Annotated in this window: 17 protein-coding genes and 1 pseudogene; 11 read left to right on the plus strand and 7 right to left on the minus strand. The window is 71.5% G+C overall.

Annotated elements, in window-relative coordinates:
- A partial coding sequence (locus EBH09_RS35235) for a crosslink repair DNA glycosylase YcaQ family protein (RefSeq protein ID WP_193776700.1) occupies nt 1-358 on the plus strand: 358 nt, incomplete at its 5' end.
- 608 nt (nt 359-966) lie between these two features.
- Nucleotides 967-3,186 carry an MMPL family transporter gene (locus EBH09_RS35240; RefSeq protein ID WP_121750830.1) on the plus strand — a complete coding sequence of 740 codons (2,220 nt, stop codon included), beginning with the start codon at nt 967-969 and terminating at the stop codon, nt 3,184-3,186.
- A gap of 69 nt (nt 3,187-3,255) precedes the next feature.
- On the opposite strand, the gene EBH09_RS35245 is transcribed toward EBH09_RS35240, so the two are convergent.
- Nucleotides 3,256-4,569 (minus strand): aspartate aminotransferase family protein, encoded by a 1,314-nt coding sequence (locus tag EBH09_RS35245; RefSeq protein WP_121750831.1) that lies wholly within the window; start codon nt 4,567-4,569, stop codon nt 3,256-3,258.
- 96 nt (nt 4,570-4,665) lie between these two features.
- Between EBH09_RS35245 and EBH09_RS35250 the strand changes: the two genes are divergently transcribed.
- Nucleotides 4,666-5,595: a LysR substrate-binding domain-containing protein gene (locus tag EBH09_RS35250; RefSeq protein WP_121750832.1), complete on the plus strand. Its 930-nt coding sequence runs from the start codon at nt 4,666-4,668 to the stop codon at nt 5,593-5,595.
- Between the two features lie 77 nt (nt 5,596-5,672).
- Nucleotides 5,673-5,912, plus strand: a pseudogene (locus tag EBH09_RS35255) (MMPL family transporter); the annotation flags it as partial.
- A gap of 96 nt (nt 5,913-6,008) precedes the next feature.
- Here EBH09_RS35255 and EBH09_RS35260 read toward each other — a convergent pair.
- The gene (locus EBH09_RS35260) at nt 6,009-6,680 is read right to left on the minus strand and encodes a CBS domain-containing protein (protein WP_121750833.1); all 672 of its coding nucleotides are present in this window, start codon (nt 6,678-6,680) and stop codon (nt 6,009-6,011) included.
- A 95-nt stretch (nt 6,681-6,775) separates the two neighbouring features.
- A complete protein-coding gene (locus EBH09_RS35265) occupies nt 6,776-8,839 on the minus strand; it encodes a SpoIIE family protein phosphatase (RefSeq protein WP_121750834.1) in 2,064 nt (687 codons plus the stop codon).
- A gap of 194 nt (nt 8,840-9,033) precedes the next feature.
- On the opposite strand from EBH09_RS35265, the gene EBH09_RS35270 reads away from it, so the two are divergent.
- Nucleotides 9,034-10,002: a Ku protein gene (locus EBH09_RS35270; protein WP_121750835.1), complete on the plus strand. Its 969-nt coding sequence runs from the start codon at nt 9,034-9,036 to the stop codon at nt 10,000-10,002.
- Nucleotides 10,003-10,093: 91 nt separating this feature from the next.
- Here EBH09_RS35270 and EBH09_RS35275 read toward each other — a convergent pair whose 3' ends face one another.
- From EBH09_RS35275 to EBH09_RS35285, 3 genes are all read right to left on the minus strand, one after another.
- Nucleotides 10,094-10,438 (minus strand): hypothetical protein, encoded by a 345-nt coding sequence (locus EBH09_RS35275; RefSeq protein WP_121751172.1) that lies wholly within the window; start codon nt 10,436-10,438, stop codon nt 10,094-10,096.
- 126 nt (nt 10,439-10,564) lie between these two features.
- Complete coding sequence (locus EBH09_RS35280) at nt 10,565-11,431, minus strand: glycerophosphodiester phosphodiesterase family protein (protein WP_121750836.1); 867 nt, start codon at nt 11,429-11,431, stop codon at nt 10,565-10,567.
- 229 nt (nt 11,432-11,660) lie between these two features.
- Nucleotides 11,661-11,864, minus strand: coding sequence for a hypothetical protein (locus EBH09_RS35285; protein ID WP_121751173.1), 204 nt, complete (start codon nt 11,862-11,864; stop codon nt 11,661-11,663).
- A gap of 240 nt (nt 11,865-12,104) precedes the next feature.
- On the opposite strand from EBH09_RS35285, the gene EBH09_RS35290 reads away from it, so the two are divergent.
- The 5 genes from EBH09_RS35290 to EBH09_RS35310 all read left to right on the plus strand — a co-directional run bounded on the left by EBH09_RS35290 (nt 12,105) and on the right by EBH09_RS35310 (nt 17,663).
- Entirely contained in the window at nt 12,105-12,563 is a 459-nt protein-coding gene (locus EBH09_RS35290) for a nuclear transport factor 2 family protein (RefSeq protein ID WP_121750837.1), read from the plus strand.
- Between the two features lie 219 nt (nt 12,564-12,782).
- Entirely contained in the window at nt 12,783-14,279 is a 1,497-nt protein-coding gene (locus EBH09_RS35295; protein WP_238697534.1) for a Y4yA family PLP-dependent enzyme, read from the plus strand.
- Nucleotides 14,276-15,613, plus strand: a complete 1,338-nt coding sequence (locus tag EBH09_RS35300; protein WP_121750839.1) for a pyridoxal-phosphate dependent enzyme — start codon at nt 14,276-14,278, stop codon at nt 15,611-15,613. The genes EBH09_RS35295 and EBH09_RS35300 overlap by 4 nt, the downstream gene beginning before the upstream one ends.
- The gene (locus EBH09_RS35305; protein WP_121750840.1) at nt 15,610-16,800 is read left to right on the plus strand and encodes an aminotransferase class V-fold PLP-dependent enzyme; all 1,191 of its coding nucleotides are present in this window, start codon (nt 15,610-15,612) and stop codon (nt 16,798-16,800) included. Before EBH09_RS35300 ends, EBH09_RS35305 begins: the two co-directional genes overlap by 4 nt.
- A gap of 92 nt (nt 16,801-16,892) precedes the next feature.
- Entirely contained in the window at nt 16,893-17,663 is a 771-nt protein-coding gene (locus tag EBH09_RS35310) for a class I SAM-dependent methyltransferase (protein ID WP_121750841.1), read from the plus strand.
- A 12-nt stretch (nt 17,664-17,675) separates the two neighbouring features.
- On the opposite strand, the gene EBH09_RS35315 is transcribed toward EBH09_RS35310, so the two are convergent.
- A complete protein-coding gene (locus EBH09_RS35315) occupies nt 17,676-18,236 on the minus strand; it encodes a GNAT family N-acetyltransferase (protein ID WP_238697535.1) in 561 nt (186 codons plus the stop codon).
- A gap of 308 nt (nt 18,237-18,544) precedes the next feature.
- Here EBH09_RS35315 and EBH09_RS35320 point away from each other — a divergent pair.
- Nucleotides 18,545-19,026, plus strand: a 482-nt coding sequence (locus tag EBH09_RS35320; RefSeq protein WP_121750843.1) for a DUF6083 domain-containing protein, incomplete at its 3' end; no start/stop codon positions are given.

Here is a 19,026-nt window from a genome sequence, read left to right on the forward strand (position 1 = left end):
GGACGAGCGCGGCCGGGAACTGCTGGACCTGGCGGACGCGCCGCGCCCCGATCCCGACAGCCCCGCCCCGGTGCGGTTCCTCCCGGCGTTCGACAACGCGATCCTCGGCTACCACGACCGGAGCCGGATCATCGACGACGCCCACCGGGGTCTGTCGGTCGCCGGCGCTCGTGTCGTCCTGGTCGACGGCCGGGTCGCCGCGACCTGGAGCGTCGAGGCCGGCACGGTGACCGTCACGCCGCTGCGCCGCCTCCCCCGGGCCGACCGCACCGCCGTCGCCGAGGAGGGGCGCGCGCTGGCGTCCTTCCTCTCCGACCGGGACAGTGACCGGGTCCGGGTCGCCGCGTCGACCGGCTGAGTGTCGCACCGGACGGCTGCCCGGCCACGACGGCGGACGTACCGCCACGGCGCCGTGGCCGGCGAGGAGCGTTCCGATCGTCCGGCCGTACCGTCCAGTGGTGCGGGTCGGGCGCCCACGGGCACAGGGCGTCGTCCAAGCCGTCGGCGTGGTACTCGAACAGGGCCCAGGCGATGACGACCTGACGGGGCGGCAGGTCCGTCCGGGTGTGGTCGTCCTCGGGGTGCCTGTTCCTCACCCCGTGATCGCGGGGCGGGGAGCGCACGTCGCACCCCTTGGGCATCGTACGCGGCGCAGTCACCCTGCCCGTGGCGTCGGCGACCACGCAGCTGATGTTGTCGGGACCGCCGGAGCCTCCCTGGTGGTGCGCGCGGCATCGGCTGCCCGCGGCAACGAAGTGCGGCGTACACCCATCTCCGCGATCTACACCCGGGGGAGAGGGGGACGAGGTCGCACTACACCCGATGCAGTACGCCAGTCCAGCCCCAGGGTCGGATCAAATGCGGGAGACGCCGGGCGAGCATGGAACCGTACCCCGGTCAGCGTCTCTGCCTTCCCCCCATGTGCCGGGTCTTCGTCCTTCCCGAAATCCGACGGATTGGTCCCAGGTGGCTACGTTCCTCTACCGACTCGGCCGACGCGCGTTCCGGCGCCGCGGCCTCGTCGCCCTGCTCTGGGTGGCCATACTCGTGGGCGCCGGCGTCGCCGCGTCCACGGCGCCCGCCCCGCCCGAAGACTCCTTCTCGATGCCCGGCACCGAGTCCCAGAAGGCATTCGACCTCCTCGACGAGCGCTTCCCGGCCGCCAGTGCCGAGGGCGCCACCGCACGCGTCGTGATCCGTGCCCCCGACGGCGGGAAGATCTCGGACCCGGCCGGCAAGGCCAAGGTCGAGGAACTGGTGACGGCCCTCGGTGACGGCCCGCAGGTCTCCTCGGTCGCCGACCCGTTCAAGGCGGACGCCGTCAGCGAGGACGGTACGACCGCGTACGCCTCGGTGACGTACAAGGTCAACGCCATGGAGCTGACCGACCAGGCGCGTGACTCGCTCACCGCCGCCACCGACGGCGCGCGCAGCGACGGCTTCACCGTCGAGACCGGCGGCGACGCGGTCATGGCCGAGCAGGAGATGGGCGGCACCGCCGAGTTGATCGGCATCGGTGTCGCCGCGATCGTCCTCCTGCTGACCTTCGGCTCACTCGTCGCGGCCGGCATGCCGCTGCTCTCGGCGATCATCGGTGTCGGCATCGGCATCTCCGCCATCGGGGCGCTCGGCAGCACGCTCGAACTCTCCGCCACGACCTCGACCCTCGCCATGATGATCGGCCTCGCGGTCGCCATCGACTACGCCCTGTTCATCGTCTCCCGCTACCGCGCGGAGATCGCCGAGGGACGCACCCCGGAGGATGCCGCGGGACGCGCGACCGGCACCGCCGGCTCCGCCGTCGTCTTCGCCGGACTCACCGTCATCGTGGCCCTGGCCGGCCTCGCGGTGGTCAACATCCCGATCCTCACCAAGATGGGCCTGGCCGCAGCGGCCACGGTCGGCATCGCCGTGCTGATCGCGCTCACCCTCACCCCGGCACTGCTCGGCTTCGCCGGCAAGAAGGCGCTCAGCCGCAAGGACCGCAAGGCGCCCGCCGGACAGCGGGCCGCGTCCGCCAAGCCGAAGCTCGGCACCCGCTGGGCGCAGTTCGTGCTGCGGCGTCCGGTGACCGTGCTGCTGACCGCGGTGCTCGGCCTCGGCGCCATCGCCGTGCCGGCCGCGAGCATGGAGCTGGGCCTGCCCGACGAGGGCAGCTCCGCGCCCGAGACCACGCAGCGCAAGGCCTACGACATGCTGTCCGAGTCCTTCGGCGCCGGGTTCAACGGCCCGCTGATGGTCACCGTCGACACCCGGGGCGCGGACGACGCGAAGGCCGCCGCCGACACCGTCGGCAAGGAGATCACCGGCCTGGGCGAGGCCGCCGCCGTCACCCCGGCCAACTTCAACGAGGCGGGCGACACCGCCCTCCTCACGGTCGTGCCCAAGACGGGGCCGAGCGAGGCGGACACCGAGTCGCTGGTGAAGGACATCCGCTCGCTGTCCGGCGACATCAAGGCCGAGACCGGCGCGACCATGCTGGTGACCGGCGCGACCGCGATGACCATCGACTTCTCGCAGACCCTGGACGACGCGCTCATCCCGTACCTGGCCCTGGTCGTCGGCCTCGCCTTCCTGCTCCTGATGCTGGTCTTCCGCTCGATCCTCGTCCCGCTGAAGGCGGCCCTCGGCTTCCTGCTCTCGGTGGCCGCGGCGCTCGGCGCGGTGGTCGCGGTCTTCCAGTGGGGCTGGCTCGCCGACCTCTTCGGTGTGGCCCAGCCGGGCCCGATCATGTCGATGATGCCCATCTTCATGATCGGCGTGGTCTTCGGTCTGGCCATGGACTACGAGGTCTTCCTCGTGACGCGCATGCGTGAGGCCTACGTCCACGGATCGTCCGCCGCCGAGTCCGTCACCACGGGCTTCACCCACGGCGGCCGGGTCGTAGCGGCTGCCGCGATCATCATGATCAGTGTCTTCTCCGGCTTCATCCTGGAGGACGACAACATGATCAAGATGATGGGCTTCGGCCTCGCCATCGCCGTCCTCTTCGACGCCTTCGTGGTCCGCATGGCCATCGTGCCCGCCGTGCTGGCCCTGCTCGGCACCAAGGCGTGGTGGCTGCCCAAGTGGCTGGACCGCCTGCTGCCGAACGTCGACGTGGAGGGCGAGAAGCTCCACAAGGAGCTCGGTGACACCACCGCGCCCCAGGAGCCTGTCCGCGAGCCGGAGACGGCCGCCGTCTGACACTCACGCGTACGGCCCCGGTGACCTGCTCCTCCAGGCCACCGGGGCCTTCGCACGGGGGCGTAGTCCTCAGAGGTCCCGAGCCGCGTCGGTCAGCGCCTCGTCGAGGATGGCGACGCCCCGGGCGATCTCGTCGTCGCTGGCGGTCAGCGGGGGTGCGATGCGGAAGATGCCCCCCATGCCGGGCAGCTGGACGATGTTCATGTGCAGCCCCAGCTCGAAGCAGCGCCGGGTGACGGCGGCGCCGAGGCGGTCGGCGCCGCCGTCGCCCAGGATCTGGTCCCCGACCAGTTCCACTCCCAGGAGCAGTCCCCGGCCTCGGACGTCCCCGACGACGTCGTGGCGGGCGGCGAGCTTGTCCAGCTGACCTCGCAGGGTCGTGCCGAGCCGGCGCGCACGCTCGTCGAGACGGTCGCGGACCAGGATGTCGAGGACGGTGTTGCCCACGGCGGCCGGCAGCGGGTCGTTGACATGGGTGGTGAAGAAGAGGAACCCCCGGTCGTGGGCCTGCTGCTCGATCTCCGCACTGGTCAGTACGGCGGCCAGCGGCAGCCCCGCGCCGAGTGTCTTGGACAGCGTGAGGATGTCGGGGACGACCCCCTCGTGCTGGAAGGCGTACCAGTCGCCGGTGCGGCACAGCCCGGTCTGGGCCTCGTCGAGGATCAGCAGCATGCCGCGCTCCCGGCACTTGCGTGCCAGGGCCGCGAGATAGCCCGGCGGCAGCTCGACGACTCCGCCCGAGCTGAGGATCGGCTCGACCAGGCACGCGGCCAGGCTGCCGACCGACTGGGCGTCGATCAGCTCGAAGCCCATGTCCAGCTGGCGACGCCAGTCCAGCTCGCCGTCGGAGTCGACGACGGCGGGGCGGAAGCGGTCCGGCACCGGAAGCGCGAAGTTGCCCGGCGCGGCGGGGCCGTAGCCCTTGCGGCCCGCGCTGTAGGTGGCGTTCGCGGCGGCCTGGGTCATGCCGTGCCAGGACCGGGCGAAGGAGACTATCTCGTGGCGGCCGGTGACGAGCTTCGCCATCCTCACCGCGGCCTCGTTCGCCTCCGCCCCGGTGGTCAGGAGCAGCGCCTTGTCCAGGCACTCGGGCAGGGTGCCGGCCAGCCGGCGCGCGAGCTCGACGACCGGACGGCTCAGCATGCCGCTGTGGAGGTGATCGAGGTGCGCGACCTGCTCACGCACCGTCGACACGATCGCCGGGTGGGAGTGCCCGAGGATCGCGCTCATCTGACCGGAGGTGAAGTCGAGCAGCTCACGGCCGCTCTCGGTGAACACCGACGTGCCCGCGGCGCGGGTGATGACCTCCGGCGAGAAGGGTGCGTGGCCGGAGTAGCGGATGAGGTGGCGCTCTGGGTCGGCGAAGGCCGTCTCGGAAGGCATGCGACCGACGTTAGAGACGTGCCGCTGCGCGTGTCCATCGCACAGATTCGACGCTGCTGTTCGGCAAGGCCGGACAAGGTTCCGTACAGTCGAGGCGTGCTCAACTCGGGACGGCTTCGACTGCTCAGCCTGCTGGACACTCTCGGTACGGTCCGCGCGGTCGCCGAAACGCTGCATCTGAGCGCGTCGACGGTCTCCCAGCAGCTGGCGGTGCTGGAGACGGAGACCCGGTGCCGGCTGATCGAGCGGACCGGTCGGCGGGTGCGGCTGACCCCGGCCGGTCTCGTGCTGGCCCGTCGCGGCCGGGAGATCCTGGACCGGATGTCCGAGGCCGAGGCCGAACTGCGCGCGCTGAACGAAGAGCCCATCGGCACCGTCCGGCTCGGCGTGTTCCAGAGCGCGATCTACACCCTCGCGGTCCCGGCGGCGACGCGCCTGGCCACCACCCACCCGCACCTGCACGTCGAACTGGTCGAGATGGAGCCGCACGAGAGCGGACCAGCCCTGCGCTCGGGGGAGGCGGACGTCATCGTCACCACCACCGACTACGCCGGCCTCTCATGGGGCGCGGACCTCGAGATCACGTCATTGGGGACCGACTCGGTCGTGTTGGTCCTGCCGCGTGGCCATCCACTCGCCTCCCGCACGGCGGTGAACCTCGCGGCCTGCAAGGAGGAGACCTGGGCCTGTGATCGACCGCAGTCGTACATGGCGGATCTGACCGTGCGGCTGTGCCGCGAGTCGGGGTTCGAACCCCGGGTGGCATGCCGGTTCGGCAACTACCTGATGCTGCTGCGACACGTGGAATCGGCAGGGTCGATCGCCCTGCTGCCCGCCCTGGCCGTCACGCCGGACCACGCCGTCGTCACCCGGGAGCTCAGCCCACCGGTGCACCGCAACGTCGCCGTCGTGGTGCGGCGCGCAACCCCGCAGCGCGCCGCGGTGAACGCGGTCATCGCCGCGCTGCGCGAGCACCCGGAGATCCCGGCACTGGCCGAACCCCGTGGCGAGGCTCCACAACCGTGAAGCCTGTCGGCACGAGCGGACGCGGCGCACGCTGTCTCTCAGTCCGCGACGGGCCCGGAGATCCGGCTGTGGATGTCATGCAGATGTTCGGCCTGGGCAGCGGGCTGGCCATCCTCATCGACGCGGTCGCCGTCCGTGGCGTACTCGTACCCGCCGCCATGCGACTGCTCGGCCGCTCGGCCTGGTACGCGCCCGGCTTCCCGCGGAAGTTGCACGGACGGTTCGGACTCAGCGAGAGCGGGCCCGCGCCCGCCCCGGCCGCGGTGCCGGAGCCCTCGGCGAGGGTATCCCAGGCGAAGGACTCGACCGGGGTCTGACCACACCCGGTCCCGCCCGCCCGTGCCCGTCTCCACCCGCCGGAGGCGGGCACGGGCGGGCGTGTCGGCGGCCGCACGAGGGAACCGCGCGACCGGTCAGCGGCCGACGGAGGCCGAGCCCTCGGCGCCGGCCTCTCCCGCCGGTCTGAACTCCACGGCCACGACACCGTCGACGCGCCGGCAGAGCTCTTCCAGCACGGAAACGGACACGTCGCCCGGGAGCCGGCCGCTGAGGACGACATGGCCGTGTGTCACATCCACCTGCATGGACGAGGGAGCCAGACCGAGGGACCCGACCAGTGCCTCCTCGATGATCTCGGTGCGGATCGCCCGGTCCTTGCGGAGGAAGACCCGCAGCAGGTCGCTCCTGCTGACGACCCCGATCAGCCGCCCTCCCTCGTCGACGACCAGGAGCCGCTTGATGCCGTGCCGGGCCATCACCCGGGCGGCGTCCACGACGCTCCAGTTCTCCCGCGCGCAGACCGCGGGCGAGGTCATGAGCCCGGCGGCGTCCGTGGCGGACGCCTTGCCTCCGGCCGTCCGGGAGCGCTCCCCGTCCGCCGGGGACCGGTCGTGGTCTCCACCCCACATCTTCTGCAGGAGGTCCGCCTCGGACACCACTCCCACGGGCCGGTTCTCCTCGTCCACGACGGGCACCGCTGTGATGTCGTACTCCTGCAGCAGGTGGGCGATCTCCTTGAACGGTGTGCCGCGCTGGACGCGGACCACGGCGTCGCTCATCAGATCGCACACCTTCTGGTGCTTCATCGAGGTTCTTCTCCTCCGCTGCCGGCCTGTGCCGGCCGGCGTCAGTCCTACTTGCCTGTGTAAACGATCTGCTGGTCACGGGAGTGCCCCGTGCGTCATGCACGGGTACTGAGGAGGAGCAGGGCGATGTCGTCACCGGGGCTGGGCGCATGCCGGATGAGGTTGTCGGCCATCGCGTCGAGGTCGGTGGGATCGGCCTGTTCGAGAAACCCGGCGAGGGCCGCGGTGGCGTCGTCGAGGTCGACTCCGGGGGCTTCGACGAGTCCGTCGGTGTACAGGGCGAGCACGCTGCCGGGCGGCAGGTCGCATTCCAGCACCGAGTACTGGGCGTCCGGCTCGATGCCGAGCAGGAGGCCGGGCGGCACCTGGAGGATCTCGATGCGTCCGTCGGCATGGCGCACCAGCGGCGGCGGGTGACCGGCGGAGGACAGACAGGCGCGGTGCGTGGCGAGGTCGAGGTGGACGTAGACACAGCTGGTGAACAGGCCGGGGTCCAGGTCGGTGAGCAGGCGGTTGGTGCGGGCCAGGACGTCGTCGGGGGTCGCCCCCACGGTGGCGTGGGCGTGCACGGCGGTGCGGACCTGCCCCATCAGCGCGGCGGCGTCCACGTTGTGGCCCTGTACGTCGCCGATGGTGGCGCTGGCCGTGTGCTCGTCGAGACGGATGAGGTCGTAGAAGTCACCGCCGATCCCCAGGCCCCGGGCCGCCGGGAGATAGCGGGCGGCGACCCGCAGGCCGGGCACGTGGGGAAGGGTGTGCGGGAGCAGGGCGGACTGCAGGCGGTGTGCGAGGTGGTGTTTGGCGTCGTAGAGACGGGCACGGTCCAGGGCCTGCCCGACCAGGCCGGCCAGTGAGGTGAGCGCGGCCCGTTCGCCGGGCGGGAAGACGTGCGGCCGTTTGTAGGCGAGGAGGAGGGAACCGATCGGCCGACCGGACGCGATCAACGGCAGGACCGCCCACGCGGCCATACCGTCCTCGTGCACGGTGGCGGGGTAGGCGTGGCGCAGTTCCGCGAAGGACGCGAAGAAGTCCGGGACGCCGCGGGCCAGGACGTCGGCGCCGGGGATGTCCGAGCTGAGGGGAACGGCGTCGAAGCGCTCCATGAGTTCGGCGCGGTAGCCGCGGTGGCCGAGGATCTTGAGGCGGCCGTCCTCGGCGGTCATCAGCACCATGGCCTGCGCACCCAGAGCGGGCAGCAACTGGTCGGCGGTCTGCTCGACCACGTCCTGCACACCGACGGCCTCGGTCAGGGTGGAGGCCAGGTGCATCAGGTGGTACAGAACGGTGGCGCGGCTGGGGCCGGCGGTCGGCACGGACGGCGACGGGGGAACGTCCTCGGCCGGGCCGCCGGGGGTGATGCGGACACTGATACCGGTGGCGTCCGGGTACAGCTCGAAGGCCAGCCACGTGTCCGGGGGACGCAGGACGCTGAAGTTCTGCGGCCGGCGGCTGACCAGCGCGGCCCGGTAGCGGTCCTCCACATGGGGTACGTCCATCCACGGCAGCGCCTCCCAAGGCAGCGCCCCCACCAGGTCGCTTCGGTCGGCACCGACCAGGTCGGCCCCGGCCGGGGTGATGAAGGTGATGCGTCCGTGCATGTCCAGCCCGCAGGACCCGCCCGGCAGGCGGTCGACGAAGGCCGACGCCGCGGTCGCCTCGGTCGGGGAGGGAGTGCGCCCGGCCGGCGGCGGCAGGGTCCGTGGCCGGTTCGCGGGCAGCAGCGGGTCGCCGCGCTCCGCCGCCTGCTGCAGGATCCCGCCCAGGTGGCGACAGGCCTCCTGGATGACGTCGCGCTCCTCGGGGCTCAGCCGCTCCGGGTGGCCCGCGGACCACAGCAGCACCAGTCCGCCCCGGACGGTGGTGCCCGAAGCGAGCGGGGAGGCCGCCAGCGCGAAGTCGTACGGCAGGACCAGCGCCGGCCGCGGATACCGGCGCGCCATCTCCTCCCGGCCGCCGACCCATACCAGGCGCCGCTCGCGGACGGCGTCCGCCACCGGCATCGGATCGGTCAGCGCGACACGCCGCCACGGAGCGGCCATCTCCTGGGGAACGCCCGCCACCAGGATCTGCCACAGGGCGTTGTCGCCCGGCGGCAGCACGTACAACAGCCCTCCGAACGCACCGCTCTCCCGCACCACGGCGGCCATCGCGGTGTCCATCAGAACTCCGGCTCCGGCAGGGCTGCTCGACGCCGACCACACCGAGCATCACGCATATGAGGACACTACGCCCGTCCTGCCGTGATGGCATGTGATGCCCCGGGCCGGGGTCGGCGCCGGTGGCGCACGTGCGGGCCCGCCGTGTCCCTCCTAGTCTGGTGCTGCTCGGGGACGTTTCGTGGAGAGGCCTGTCCATGCCCCGGTCGATCTGGAGCGGTGCCATCTCGTTCGGCTTGGTCACCGTGCCGATCCATGTGGTCGGCGCGACCGAGGACCACAGCATCCGCTTCCACCGGTACCACCTGGCGGACCAGGGGAGGATCCGGACCCGGAAGGTCTGCGAGCTCGAGGACCGGGAGGTCCGCCCCGACGAGATCGGCAAGGGGTACGAGCTGACCAGGACGCAGATCGTTCCGGTCACCGACGAGGATCTGCGGGAGCTGCCGCTGCCGACCGCGAAGGCCATCGAGATCGTGGCGTTCGTGCCGCTGGGGTCCGTGGACCCGATCAGGATCGGCGACGGCTACTACCTGCAGCCGGACGGACAGGTCGCGGCGAAGCCGTACGAGTTGCTGCGTCAGGCCCTGGCACGGTCGTCGAAGGTGGCGGTGGCGAAGTACGCGTGGTCGGGGCGGGAGCGGCTGGGCCTGCTGCGGGTGCGGGGCGAGGCGATCGTGCTGCACGCCATGCGCTGGCCCGACGAGATCCGTGACCCGTCCTCGCTCACCCCGCCGCCGGTCGAGGTGGCCGAGGAGGAGATCGAAGGAGCGCTCGCGCTGATGGACACGATGACCCGCGACGACCTGGAGGGCGACGAGTTCCGTGACACCTACACGGACGCCGTCGCGGAACTGATCGAGGCGAAGCGCGAGCACAGGGCGCCGCCGGAGGCGCCCGAGCAGGAGGAGCGGCCGGGTCAGGTGCTCGACCTGATGGCCGCGCTGCGGGAGTCCGTGTCCCAGGCGAAGGAGTCCCGGGGTGAGAACGGGCACGCCGAGGTGCACGAACTGCCCGGACCGAAGAAGAAGCCCGCAGCGGGGAAGACGCCCGCCAGGAAGACAGCGGCGAAGAAGACCTCGTCCAAGGCGACGACCGCGAAGGCGACGACCGCGAAGAAGACGCCGGCCCGCAAACCGCCCGCCCGCAAACCGAGGAGTGCCTAGCTCTGGCGTTCGAAGGGCCGACGCGGGTATTCAAGGTGGTGACCGACCGCGCTTCACACCCCGCGATGCTCGACGGTCCGAACGGCACCCGCTAGGTGCGCAGCAGCCGTTGGGTGATCTCCCGGTACTGCCGCAGCGCGATCCGGAGTTCTTCGGCCTGCGTCTCGGGGTCGCGGTCCTGCCAGCTCTCGTGAAGGGCACGGCGTCGTTCCGCGAGAGCGTTCGCGAGGTGGGCGGCGGCGTCGTCGAAGGCGCCCTCCGCCTCTTCCAGCGCTCGAAGCGGAGTGTCGGCGAAAGTGTTCATGGCCTGGCGGAGTCGCCGAAGGACCGCGTCCCGCTCGTCCGACGGCAGGAGCGCGTCCGGCGCCGCGGAATGGTGCTCGGGGTGGCGCGGGGGCTGATCCGACGGCTGCTGTGCGCGCGTCTGGTCGTACATCATCGAATGCCGCTTTCCTGGGTTGTTTGAATCACCGGTTCCCCGGAGCGGCCTGGCTCTGCGCCGTACTGATAGTCAACGCCCGATGGCGCTGTGTGTCAACGCGGTGACTTCCGGACGCCCTGGTCAGTGCTGGGTGAGGGATTGGGGGTAGTCGGTGATGATGCCGTCGACGCCGAGGGTGGTCATTTTGCGTATGGCGCCGGGTTCGTCGACGGTCCAGACGTTGATGTCCATGCCGAGTTGGTGGATGCGGTCGACGAGGTTCTGGTCGGTGACGGTGTGCTGGGGGTTGATCTGGTCGGCCCAGGTGCTGAGTTCGAGGAGTTCGGTGTCGGTGGGGCGGTCGGCGTCGAGGAGGCCGATGGGGATGTCGGGCATGTGGGTGTGGAATTGGTGGGCGTCGTCGGTCTGGAAGGACTGGACGGCGAGTTGTTCGCGGGCGAGTGCGCGGCGGACGTAGCGTGGTTTGTTCTGGAGGTTTTTGGCGAGGTCGGTGGCGAGGTCGGTGTAGTGGCCGCAGGGGCTGATCTCGGCGAGGAGTCCGGTGCGGGTGTTGTTGATGCGGGTGATGACGTGGTCGACGGTGATGAGGGGTTCGCCGGTGTAGTCGTGGTGGAACCAGGAGCCGGCGTCGAGTTGGCGGAGTTCTGCCCAGGTGAAGTCGGAGACGCGGTAGCGGGGGCGGTCGGGGTAGATCTCTTCGATGTTGGTGGTGCGTTCCATGGTGCAGTCGTGGAAGTTGACGAGTGTGCCGTCTTTGGTGCGTTGGACGTCGATCTCGACGAAGTCGGCGCGTTGGTCGACGGCGAGGTCGATGGCGGCCTCGGTGTTCTCCGGTGCCATGCCGGATGAGCCGCGGTGTGCGATGGCGTCGGGCCGGTCGTCGGGCCGCTCGTCCGCGTGTGCGGTCGTCGATGCCGTCGCGGCCAGGGTCAGACCGCTCAGCACGGCCACCACGACACCGACACGTCTGTTGCTCGCGTGCTTCACTACAGCCTCCCGCGTTCGAATGACTCCCTGGAGGCTGCCGGACGGTGGTTACGGGAAACCTGCCGCGGTCTGGCGGCGCCGCGATCAGCCGGTGGACCGTAACGGTGAACCGGCTGATCCGAGGCCGAAGGGACGATCAGGCGCATTCGCGCGCGTCCGTCCGCACGAACGGGACGACGTGAAAGGGGCGTTGATCAGCGGTGGAGGTGATCAACTGCGACGGCACCCGTCACCTGCCGAGGATGCCCTCGGGCAGCAGCGACTGCGGGGACGTGGCCGGGTGGCCCACCTCGAGCGACCCGAGGAGACCGTCCAGGAGAGGCCCGCCCGGGACCCCGGCCGAGGGGCCGGGCACGGGGGATGCCTCAGCGGCAGGTGCGGACGCCAGGAGAGCAGTGGCCATGACGGAGACGCAGGCAAGCTTCTTGATCATGTCCGCCTTAACGAATGACAGCCCGCGGAGCAACGCTCGCCGTCAGCCGACCGGCCCAGTCGGGCTACGCGAGACTCGACCGGGGGCGGCATCGGCACCCTGACCATCCCTGATCAACCCCGTACTTACCTTCGGGGTAATCGACCGCTCTCCCTTCCCCCGGCAGGATCAAGTGCGTCGACGGGAAACCCCGCGAACCAACCCCGGCCGGGATCCAGCCGCAGCAGCGAGGAGAGCAGCATGTCCGTCAAGCCCACCGCCACCACGCCGAGTTCGGTCGGCGCCGCGAGTTCGGTCGCCGAGGCAACCCGGGCCGTGGTGCAGGACTTCCTCGCCGCCCGCATGGCCGGGGACACCGGGCGGCTCGTCGACCTCTTCGCCGACGAGGTCGACTGGCTGCTCGCCGACAACCCCGCCGTTCCGTGGATCCGGCCGCGGTCCACGGCCGCCGAATGTGCCGCCCAGTTCACGGAGTTGATGGAGCACACCGTGCCCGAGGACGCGCGTGCCTCACTCGACACCTTCCTCGTCGACGGCACCGACGCCGTTTTGATGGGACACCTGTCGGGGACCGTACGAGTGACGGGCAAGTCCTTCGAGGGCCCGTTCGCCCTCCACCTCACCGTCGAGGACGGCCGGATCACCCGTCACCACCTCTACGAGAACAGCCTGTCCATCGCCGAGGCCTGCGCCCCGTAGGCGTGCGCCGCCGGTTCCCTCAGCCTTCTCCGGCCGTCGGCCCGCCGTGGTCCCCCAGGGCGCACGTCGCGCTCCGGGCGCCGAGCCGGCCGGCAGCGGCGCAAGCGGCCGCCCGGGCCCCTGGCCGCGCCCCGAGGCTTAGCGGCGTGTGTACCTGGAAACGACTACTCCCGAACGGTCGTCGCGACGACGGTCGGCCGACACGGGGAGGGGTCTTTCGTGGATGTGCCCTTATATCTGAGGCCGCGGGTGGATCCACCGCTCGCCTCACTGCTGGGGGCCGCACCATTCCTGCGCTCGCTCGTCGACGCGCTCGGCTCTCCGCTCAACGTGCTGCTCCCCGAGTCCGTCGCCGCGAACGCCGAGCGCTTCCGGGCCGTCTACCGTCGCCACCATCTGGCCGGGCGCGTCTACTTCGCGCACAAGGCGAACCGGTCCAGCGCCCTGGTGCGGAGACTGGCCGCCGAGGCACCGGCCGCCGTCGGCGTCGACGTCGCCTCGCTGGACGAACTGCGGCACGCCCTGAGCTGCGGCTTCACCGGGGACCGAGTCATGGCCACCGGTCCCAAGGACAGGGAGTTCCTCTGGCTGGCGGCCCGCGTGGGCGCGACGGTGAACCTGGACTCGGTCCGCGAGCTGGAACAACTCGCCGGCCTGGTACGGAAGTACGGCCTCTCGCGGGTCGACGTCCTGGCGCGCCTGTCCGGGTTCGAGTCGGCCGCCGGCCACGGGGGAGCGGGCACCCGGATGCTGTCGCGCCGCAGTCGCTTCGGCACCCCCGCGGGGGAGGTGGAGGGACTTCTGGCGGCCGTGGAACGGCACGCGGACGCCGTAGAACTGACTGGCCTCGCCTACCACTTGGACACCACGGGCCTGGAGGAGAAGGGCCGGGCCCTGGAGCAGTGCGTGCTGCTCATGGACCGGTGCCGGGCCCGGGGCCTGGCACCGCGCGCCGTCGACATCGGCGGCGGATTCGGTGTCGGCTACGTCGCCGACGCCGAGGAGTGGGAACGCTGGACGACCGCGCTCAGCGAGGCGGTCCTCGGTGGCCGCCCGCCCCTGACCTGGCGCGGTCACGGCTACGGGCTGCGCAACGAGGGCGGCACGGTGCGCGGGTCCGTCGCGCTGTACCCCGGCCACCGCCCCGACGCCGGCCCCGGCTACCTCGACGAACTCCTCTCGCTCCCCGCACCGGTGCTGGGCCGGGGACCCGGCACCCTTCTGCTGGAGCATCTGCACGACCTCCACATCGAACCCGGCCGTTCCCTGGTCGACCAGTGCGGGCTGTCACTGGCCCGCGTGCTGGACGTGCGCCGCACGGGGGAGGACTCGGAGACCTACCTGGTGCGCCTCGGGATGAACGCCGGGGACGTGAGCCTGGAGGAGCACGGAGTCCTCGTGGACCCCGTACTGCTGCCGCGGGGCGGACCTGAGGAGGACGACGAGGGGCCGGTCGGGGTCCACCTCGTCGGCAACCTCTGCCTGGAGGCCGATCTGATCACCCGCCGCCTGGTGTTCCTCCCCAGGCTGCCGCGCGCCGGTGACCTGCTGGCCTTCGTCAACACCGCCGGGTACGCGATGGACTTCCACGCCCACCACGCGCAGCGGCAGCCCCTCGCGCGGACGGTGGCGGTGGAGAAGGAGGGTGACTCCTGGCGCTGGTGCCTGGACGAGGACTACTGGCCGATCACACACCCGGGGGGAACGCCCGCATGAGGTACGACAGCATCACGGAGGCCATCGGCAACACACCGCTGGTGCGCATCGACCCCGCCGTGCACGGGCTGCGCAACATCGACCTCTACGCGAAGCTGGAGATGCTCAACCCGTTCGGCTCCGTCAAGGACCGGCCCGCCTGGCACATGGCGCGCCCCCACCTGGAGGACGCGGCCGAGGGGGAGGGAACGGTCGTGGAACTCTCCAGCGGGAACACGGCCAAGGCGCTCGCCCTGCTGGCGGGCATGCACGGAATGCGGTTCAAGAGCGTCACCAACCGGATGCGCGTACCGGAGATCAAGGAGCTGCTCCTGCTCCTGGGCGCCGAGATCGAGGAGCTGCCGGGGCGCAGCGAGTGCCTCGACCCGACCGACACGGACGATCCGCTGACCCACTTCCACCGGACGCTCTCGGAGCCGGGAAACACGTATCTGCACACCGACCAGTACTTCAACCCGCGCAACGTCGAGGCCCATGCGGAGGGCACCGGGCCGGAGATAGTCAAGGACCTGGACGGGCGGGCGCCGGACTGGTTCGTCGCCTGCGTGGGCACGGCCGGTTCGTCGACCGGTGTCGCCAGGGTGCTGCGCGAGCACGACCCGGAGGTACGGGTACTCGGCCTGGTCGCCCACAAGTCGGACTTCATCCCCGGCATCCGCACCATCGACGAGGTCCATCAGGTAGGCCTGTTCGATCCGGCGACGTACGACACGATCGAGTCCGTCACCTCGGGCGAGGCCATCGACGGGATGCTCACCCTCGTACGCCGGTGCGGACTGCTGACGGGACCGACCGGGGGCGCCGCCTACCAGGGCGCGGTGCGGCACCTGGGGGCTGTCGACGCCGCGCTGGAGGGGTCGGGCCGTCGGGAGACCGCGGTGTTCATCGTCTGTGACCGGGCGGAGAGCTACCTGAGTTACGTTCGCGCACGCCGCCCCGAGCTGCTCGGCAGGGCGAGCCGCGGGCCCACCCTCGCGACGCTCACCGAGGAAGAGGTGCGGGCGGGCGGCCGGTCCGCGACCGTGGACGAAGCCCGCCGCCGGCTCACGGAGGGCGACCCCCGGCCGCTCGTCGTCGACCTGCGCAGCCCGCACGCCTACGCCGCCCTGCACATCGAGGGCTCGGTCAACATCGTCGACGAACTGTTCGAGGAACTCGTCCGCGGCGGGCTCCCCTTCGCCAAGCGGACACCAGTACTGCTGGCCTGTCCCGTCGGCGAGAGGTCACTGCGCTACGCCGCCCTGCTTGCCCGCATGGGGCATCCCGACGTGCGAAGCCTGGCCGGCGGAATCGTCGCCTGGCGGGACGCGGGCGCCCCGCTGGTGCGCGAATGAGCGCGGCGTTCCGGCAGCGGGAACTGAGGGAGCAGTTCCCCATCGTCACCGCACATCCGGAGTCGGCCTACCTCGACAGCGCGGCGACGTCCCAGAAGCCGCGGGCCGTGCTGGAGGCGGTCCAGACCTACCTCACGACGTCGAACGCCAACGCGGGCCGCGGCGCCTACCCCTGGGCCAACCGCACCACGGAGCTGGTGGAGGGGACCCGGGACCGGGTGAAGGAGTTCCTCGGCGATCCGGGACCGGACCACTCCACCGTGCATTTCACCAGCGGCACCACCGAGGGCCTGCGCACCGTCGCCCGCGACTGGCTCGTGCCGTACCTCAACGACGGCGACGAGATCCTCGTGCCGTTCGCCGACCACCGGGCCAACCTGGACCCCTGGGTCGAAGCGCAGCGGCTGCTGGCCGCCCGCGGCATCCGCGTACACCTGCGCGGCCTGCCGTACCAGGCGGTCTCGGGCGACTACGACCACCGTGCCCTCGGCGACCTCGTCGGTCCGCGGACCCGCTTCGTGGCCGCCACACACGTCCACCACGTCTACGGCGGTGACATGAACGTGCACCGCATCCGCGCGGCGGTCGGCCCGGACGTGCCGATCTGCCTGGACGCGGCCCAGAGCGTCGGCCATCTGTCCGTCGACCTGGCCGATCCCGGGCTCGACGTCGACTTCGTGGTCTTCTCGGGGCACAAGGCGATGGCCCTGCCGGGTTCGGGAGCGGTCTGGGCGCGCAACGCGCGGGGGCCCGCCCTCCGGCCGGCCGGCTGGCAGGGCACGCCCAACACGGTGGGCATCGTGTCGCTGAGGGCGGCGCTCGACTGGCTCGACATGGCCGGTCCCGACCGGATCGCAGACTGGACGGCCGGCCTCACGACCCGGCTGACCGACCGGCTCAGACACCTCGCCCCGTACGAGATCCTCGGCTGCCCCACCAGTCTGGCCGCCGACTCCGTGCTCCCCGCGACCCAGCGCCGCCACGGCATCGTCACCTTCCGGCACCAGGACATCCCGTCCGACGACCTCGGCTTCATCCTCTACAGCCACGGCCTCATGGTGCGGGCCGACAGCCTCTGCCAGGCCGGCGCGGGCGAGAAGGACGGGTCGGTGCGTGTCAGCCTGCACGTCTACAACACGGTGGAGGAAATCGACCGTCTGCTCACCGTACTGGCGTCATTGGCGTGAAGGACGAGCGATATGGCAAGTGATAACCGTTTCCACCTGTAGATTCGGTCGCGTCCACTACGGGTGAGGAACGGAAGAGGTGGCGCGACCAGATGGGCATCAGCATGGCGGTGGCCAGGACGTGGGTGGAGCGCTGGGAGCGACAGCAGCAGCGCTACGCCGTGGACCGCGAGGAGCGGTTCACGGTGATCACGGATGTCGTCGAGTACGTCACGGCCGGCCGTGCCCGGCCGCTCCTGCTCGACCTCGGCTGCGGCCCGGGCTCCCTGGCCGCCCGACTCGCCGACCGGCTGCCGGACGCGGAGATCGTCGCCGCCGACATGGACCCCCTGCTGCTGGAACTGGGACGGACCCACCACGCGAACGCCGCCCGCTACGTCGACACCGTGATCGGTGCCGACGGCTGGACCGACGCCCTCGGGCTGGAGCGCCCCCTGGACGCCGCCGTCTCCACGACGGCCCTGCACTACCTCCCCGAGCCGGTACTGCTGGACACGTACCGCCGACTCGCCGCGCTGCTGCGCCCCGGCGGCGTACTCGTCAACGGCGACCACTTCCCGCCCGGCGAGGCACCGTGCTCGGACATCACCGGCCACGTGGGCCGCCGCCGCGCCGAGCGGACGGGTGGCCATGCCCACGAGGACTGGCAGGAGTGGTGGACCGCGGCGGCCCGGGACCCCGAGCTGGCCGACCTGCTCGCCGAGCGCGCCCAGCGCCACGCGGCCCGCGGGGGGAGCGGAGCCGGGGAGGATCTCGCGGTGGACCGCCACATCGAGCTGCTGCGTCGGGCGGGCTTCCACCACGTCGCGCCGGTCTGGCAGTTCGGCGACAGTGCCGTTCTGGTGGCGGTCACGGGCGACTGAACCCCAGCCGGTTCACAGGGCGAGGCTCATCAGGATCTCGTCACGGTCGTCACCGGGCGCCACGCGCAGCGCGCCCGGCCATCGGCCGACCTCGGTCCAGCCGGCCCCGCGGTAGAAGTCCTCGAGCCCCAGACCGGCCCGCGCGGTGAGCCGCAGCCGTTCCATGCCCATCTCGTCGCGGGCGATCTCCGGGAGACGGCGCATCAGCGCGGCACCGACGGCCATGCCGCGGAAACGGACGTGCGTCTGAAGGTGGTTCACCGTTCCGCAGTGCGCGACGAGAGGGTGCGGCTCGCGGCGCAGGAGTACCCAGCCCGCGAGTGCGCCGTCGACGGTGGCGAGGATGATGCGGCTGCGCTGCGGAGCGAGCCCCCGCACGATCTCGTCCAGCGCCGGTTCGACCTCCGGCGAGGGCACCGGCGGCAGTGGACAGCCCATGGGGATGACCGCGCCCCCGGCGTTGATGACCGCCGTCCAGCAGTCCCGCAGATCCCGGCGGAGGGCCGGGGTGGCATCCTGCGCCCGGACGATCTGCGCGAACACGGGCGCGCGCACTGCCTCGTGAGCTGTCACGTCCGCCAGTTTGCCAGGCCGGTCCGCCGGCCGCCGAAGGTCATGGAACGTCCGATCACACTTGCGCGCCGCTGTCAGTGAGGTGTCGGCCTCGCGGTGACCCGCCGGGCTTGCGATCGTCGGCTCCCGTGACTCATCGGTGACGCGTGTCCCAGCGGGGGCTGCCGCGCTGGGCGGGAGAACGTCGTGTCGATACCCGCGAGGGGAGGCGAGGCTGGGCCCCGCGCCCGTGCGATCCGTCCGCATGCTGCCGTTGCGCCCGTCTTGCGCCCTGGCCCGTTCCCCGCCTTCACCGCACGCTCGCGTCCATGGGGGATACACACGAACCGACCCTCTTCCCGGTACCCGGCCCCGACAGCCACCGGCAGCCGCCCGTCGATGCCCCGCGGCCCTGGGAGAGCGTCGACCGGAGGCAGGCCGCCCGCGACGGCGCCACCGGGCCCGAACCGCCGGCCCGGCCGATCTGTCCGCACTGCGGCCTGGTCGGCGAACGCCGTCCCACCTACACCGGCCGGCACGTCCTGCTCGAGCCCCTGCCCGCCATCCCCGCGCACCTCGTCCCCGACGGCCACCGCTGGCACATCGACCCCGGCGGGCAGGCCTGGAACAGCGGTCCGAACGAGCCTGCGGCCGGCACCACCTGCCGCGTCCCCCACCGACTCGCGTGCCCGGGCCTCACCCTGGACGGGATCAAGCCGTGGCGGTGGCTGGAGACGCTGCGCGAGGAGAACGCCCGCCGGGCGCGGCGGCAGGCGGACGAGGAAGGCCTCCCGGGGGCGCTGCCCGACGC

Source organism: Streptomyces sp. E2N166 (genome assembly GCF_003671715.1).
Classification (GTDB): Bacteria; Actinomycetota; Actinomycetes; order Streptomycetales; family Streptomycetaceae; genus Streptomyces; species Streptomyces thinghirensis.

Coding starts and splice junctions, on each gene's coding strand:
- EBH09_RS35310 (WP_121750841.1), top strand. CDS start 16,893: ATGGGCATCAGCATGGCGGTGGCCAGGACGTGGGTGGAGCGCTGGGAG.
- EBH09_RS35290 (WP_121750837.1), top strand. CDS start 12,105: ATGTCCGTCAAGCCCACCGCCACCACGCCGAGTTCGGTCGGCGCCGCG.
- EBH09_RS35265 (WP_121750834.1), bottom strand. CDS start 8,839: ATGGACACCGCGATGGCCGCCGTGGTGCGGGAGAGCGGTGCGTTCGGA.
- EBH09_RS35260 (WP_121750833.1), bottom strand. CDS start 6,680: ATGAAGCACCAGAAGGTGTGCGATCTGATGAGCGACGCCGTGGTCCGC.
- EBH09_RS35270 (WP_121750835.1), top strand. CDS start 9,034: ATGCCCCGGTCGATCTGGAGCGGTGCCATCTCGTTCGGCTTGGTCACC.
- EBH09_RS35300 (WP_121750839.1), top strand. CDS start 14,276: ATGAGGTACGACAGCATCACGGAGGCCATCGGCAACACACCGCTGGTG.
- EBH09_RS35285 (WP_121751173.1), bottom strand. CDS start 11,864: ATGATCAAGAAGCTTGCCTGCGTCTCCGTCATGGCCACTGCTCTCCTG.
- EBH09_RS35245 (WP_121750831.1), bottom strand. CDS start 4,569: ATGCCTTCCGAGACGGCCTTCGCCGACCCAGAGCGCCACCTCATCCGC.
- EBH09_RS35275 (WP_121751172.1), bottom strand. CDS start 10,438: ATGTACGACCAGACGCGCGCACAGCAGCCGTCGGATCAGCCCCCGCGC.
- EBH09_RS35305 (WP_121750840.1), top strand. CDS start 15,610: ATGAGCGCGGCGTTCCGGCAGCGGGAACTGAGGGAGCAGTTCCCCATC.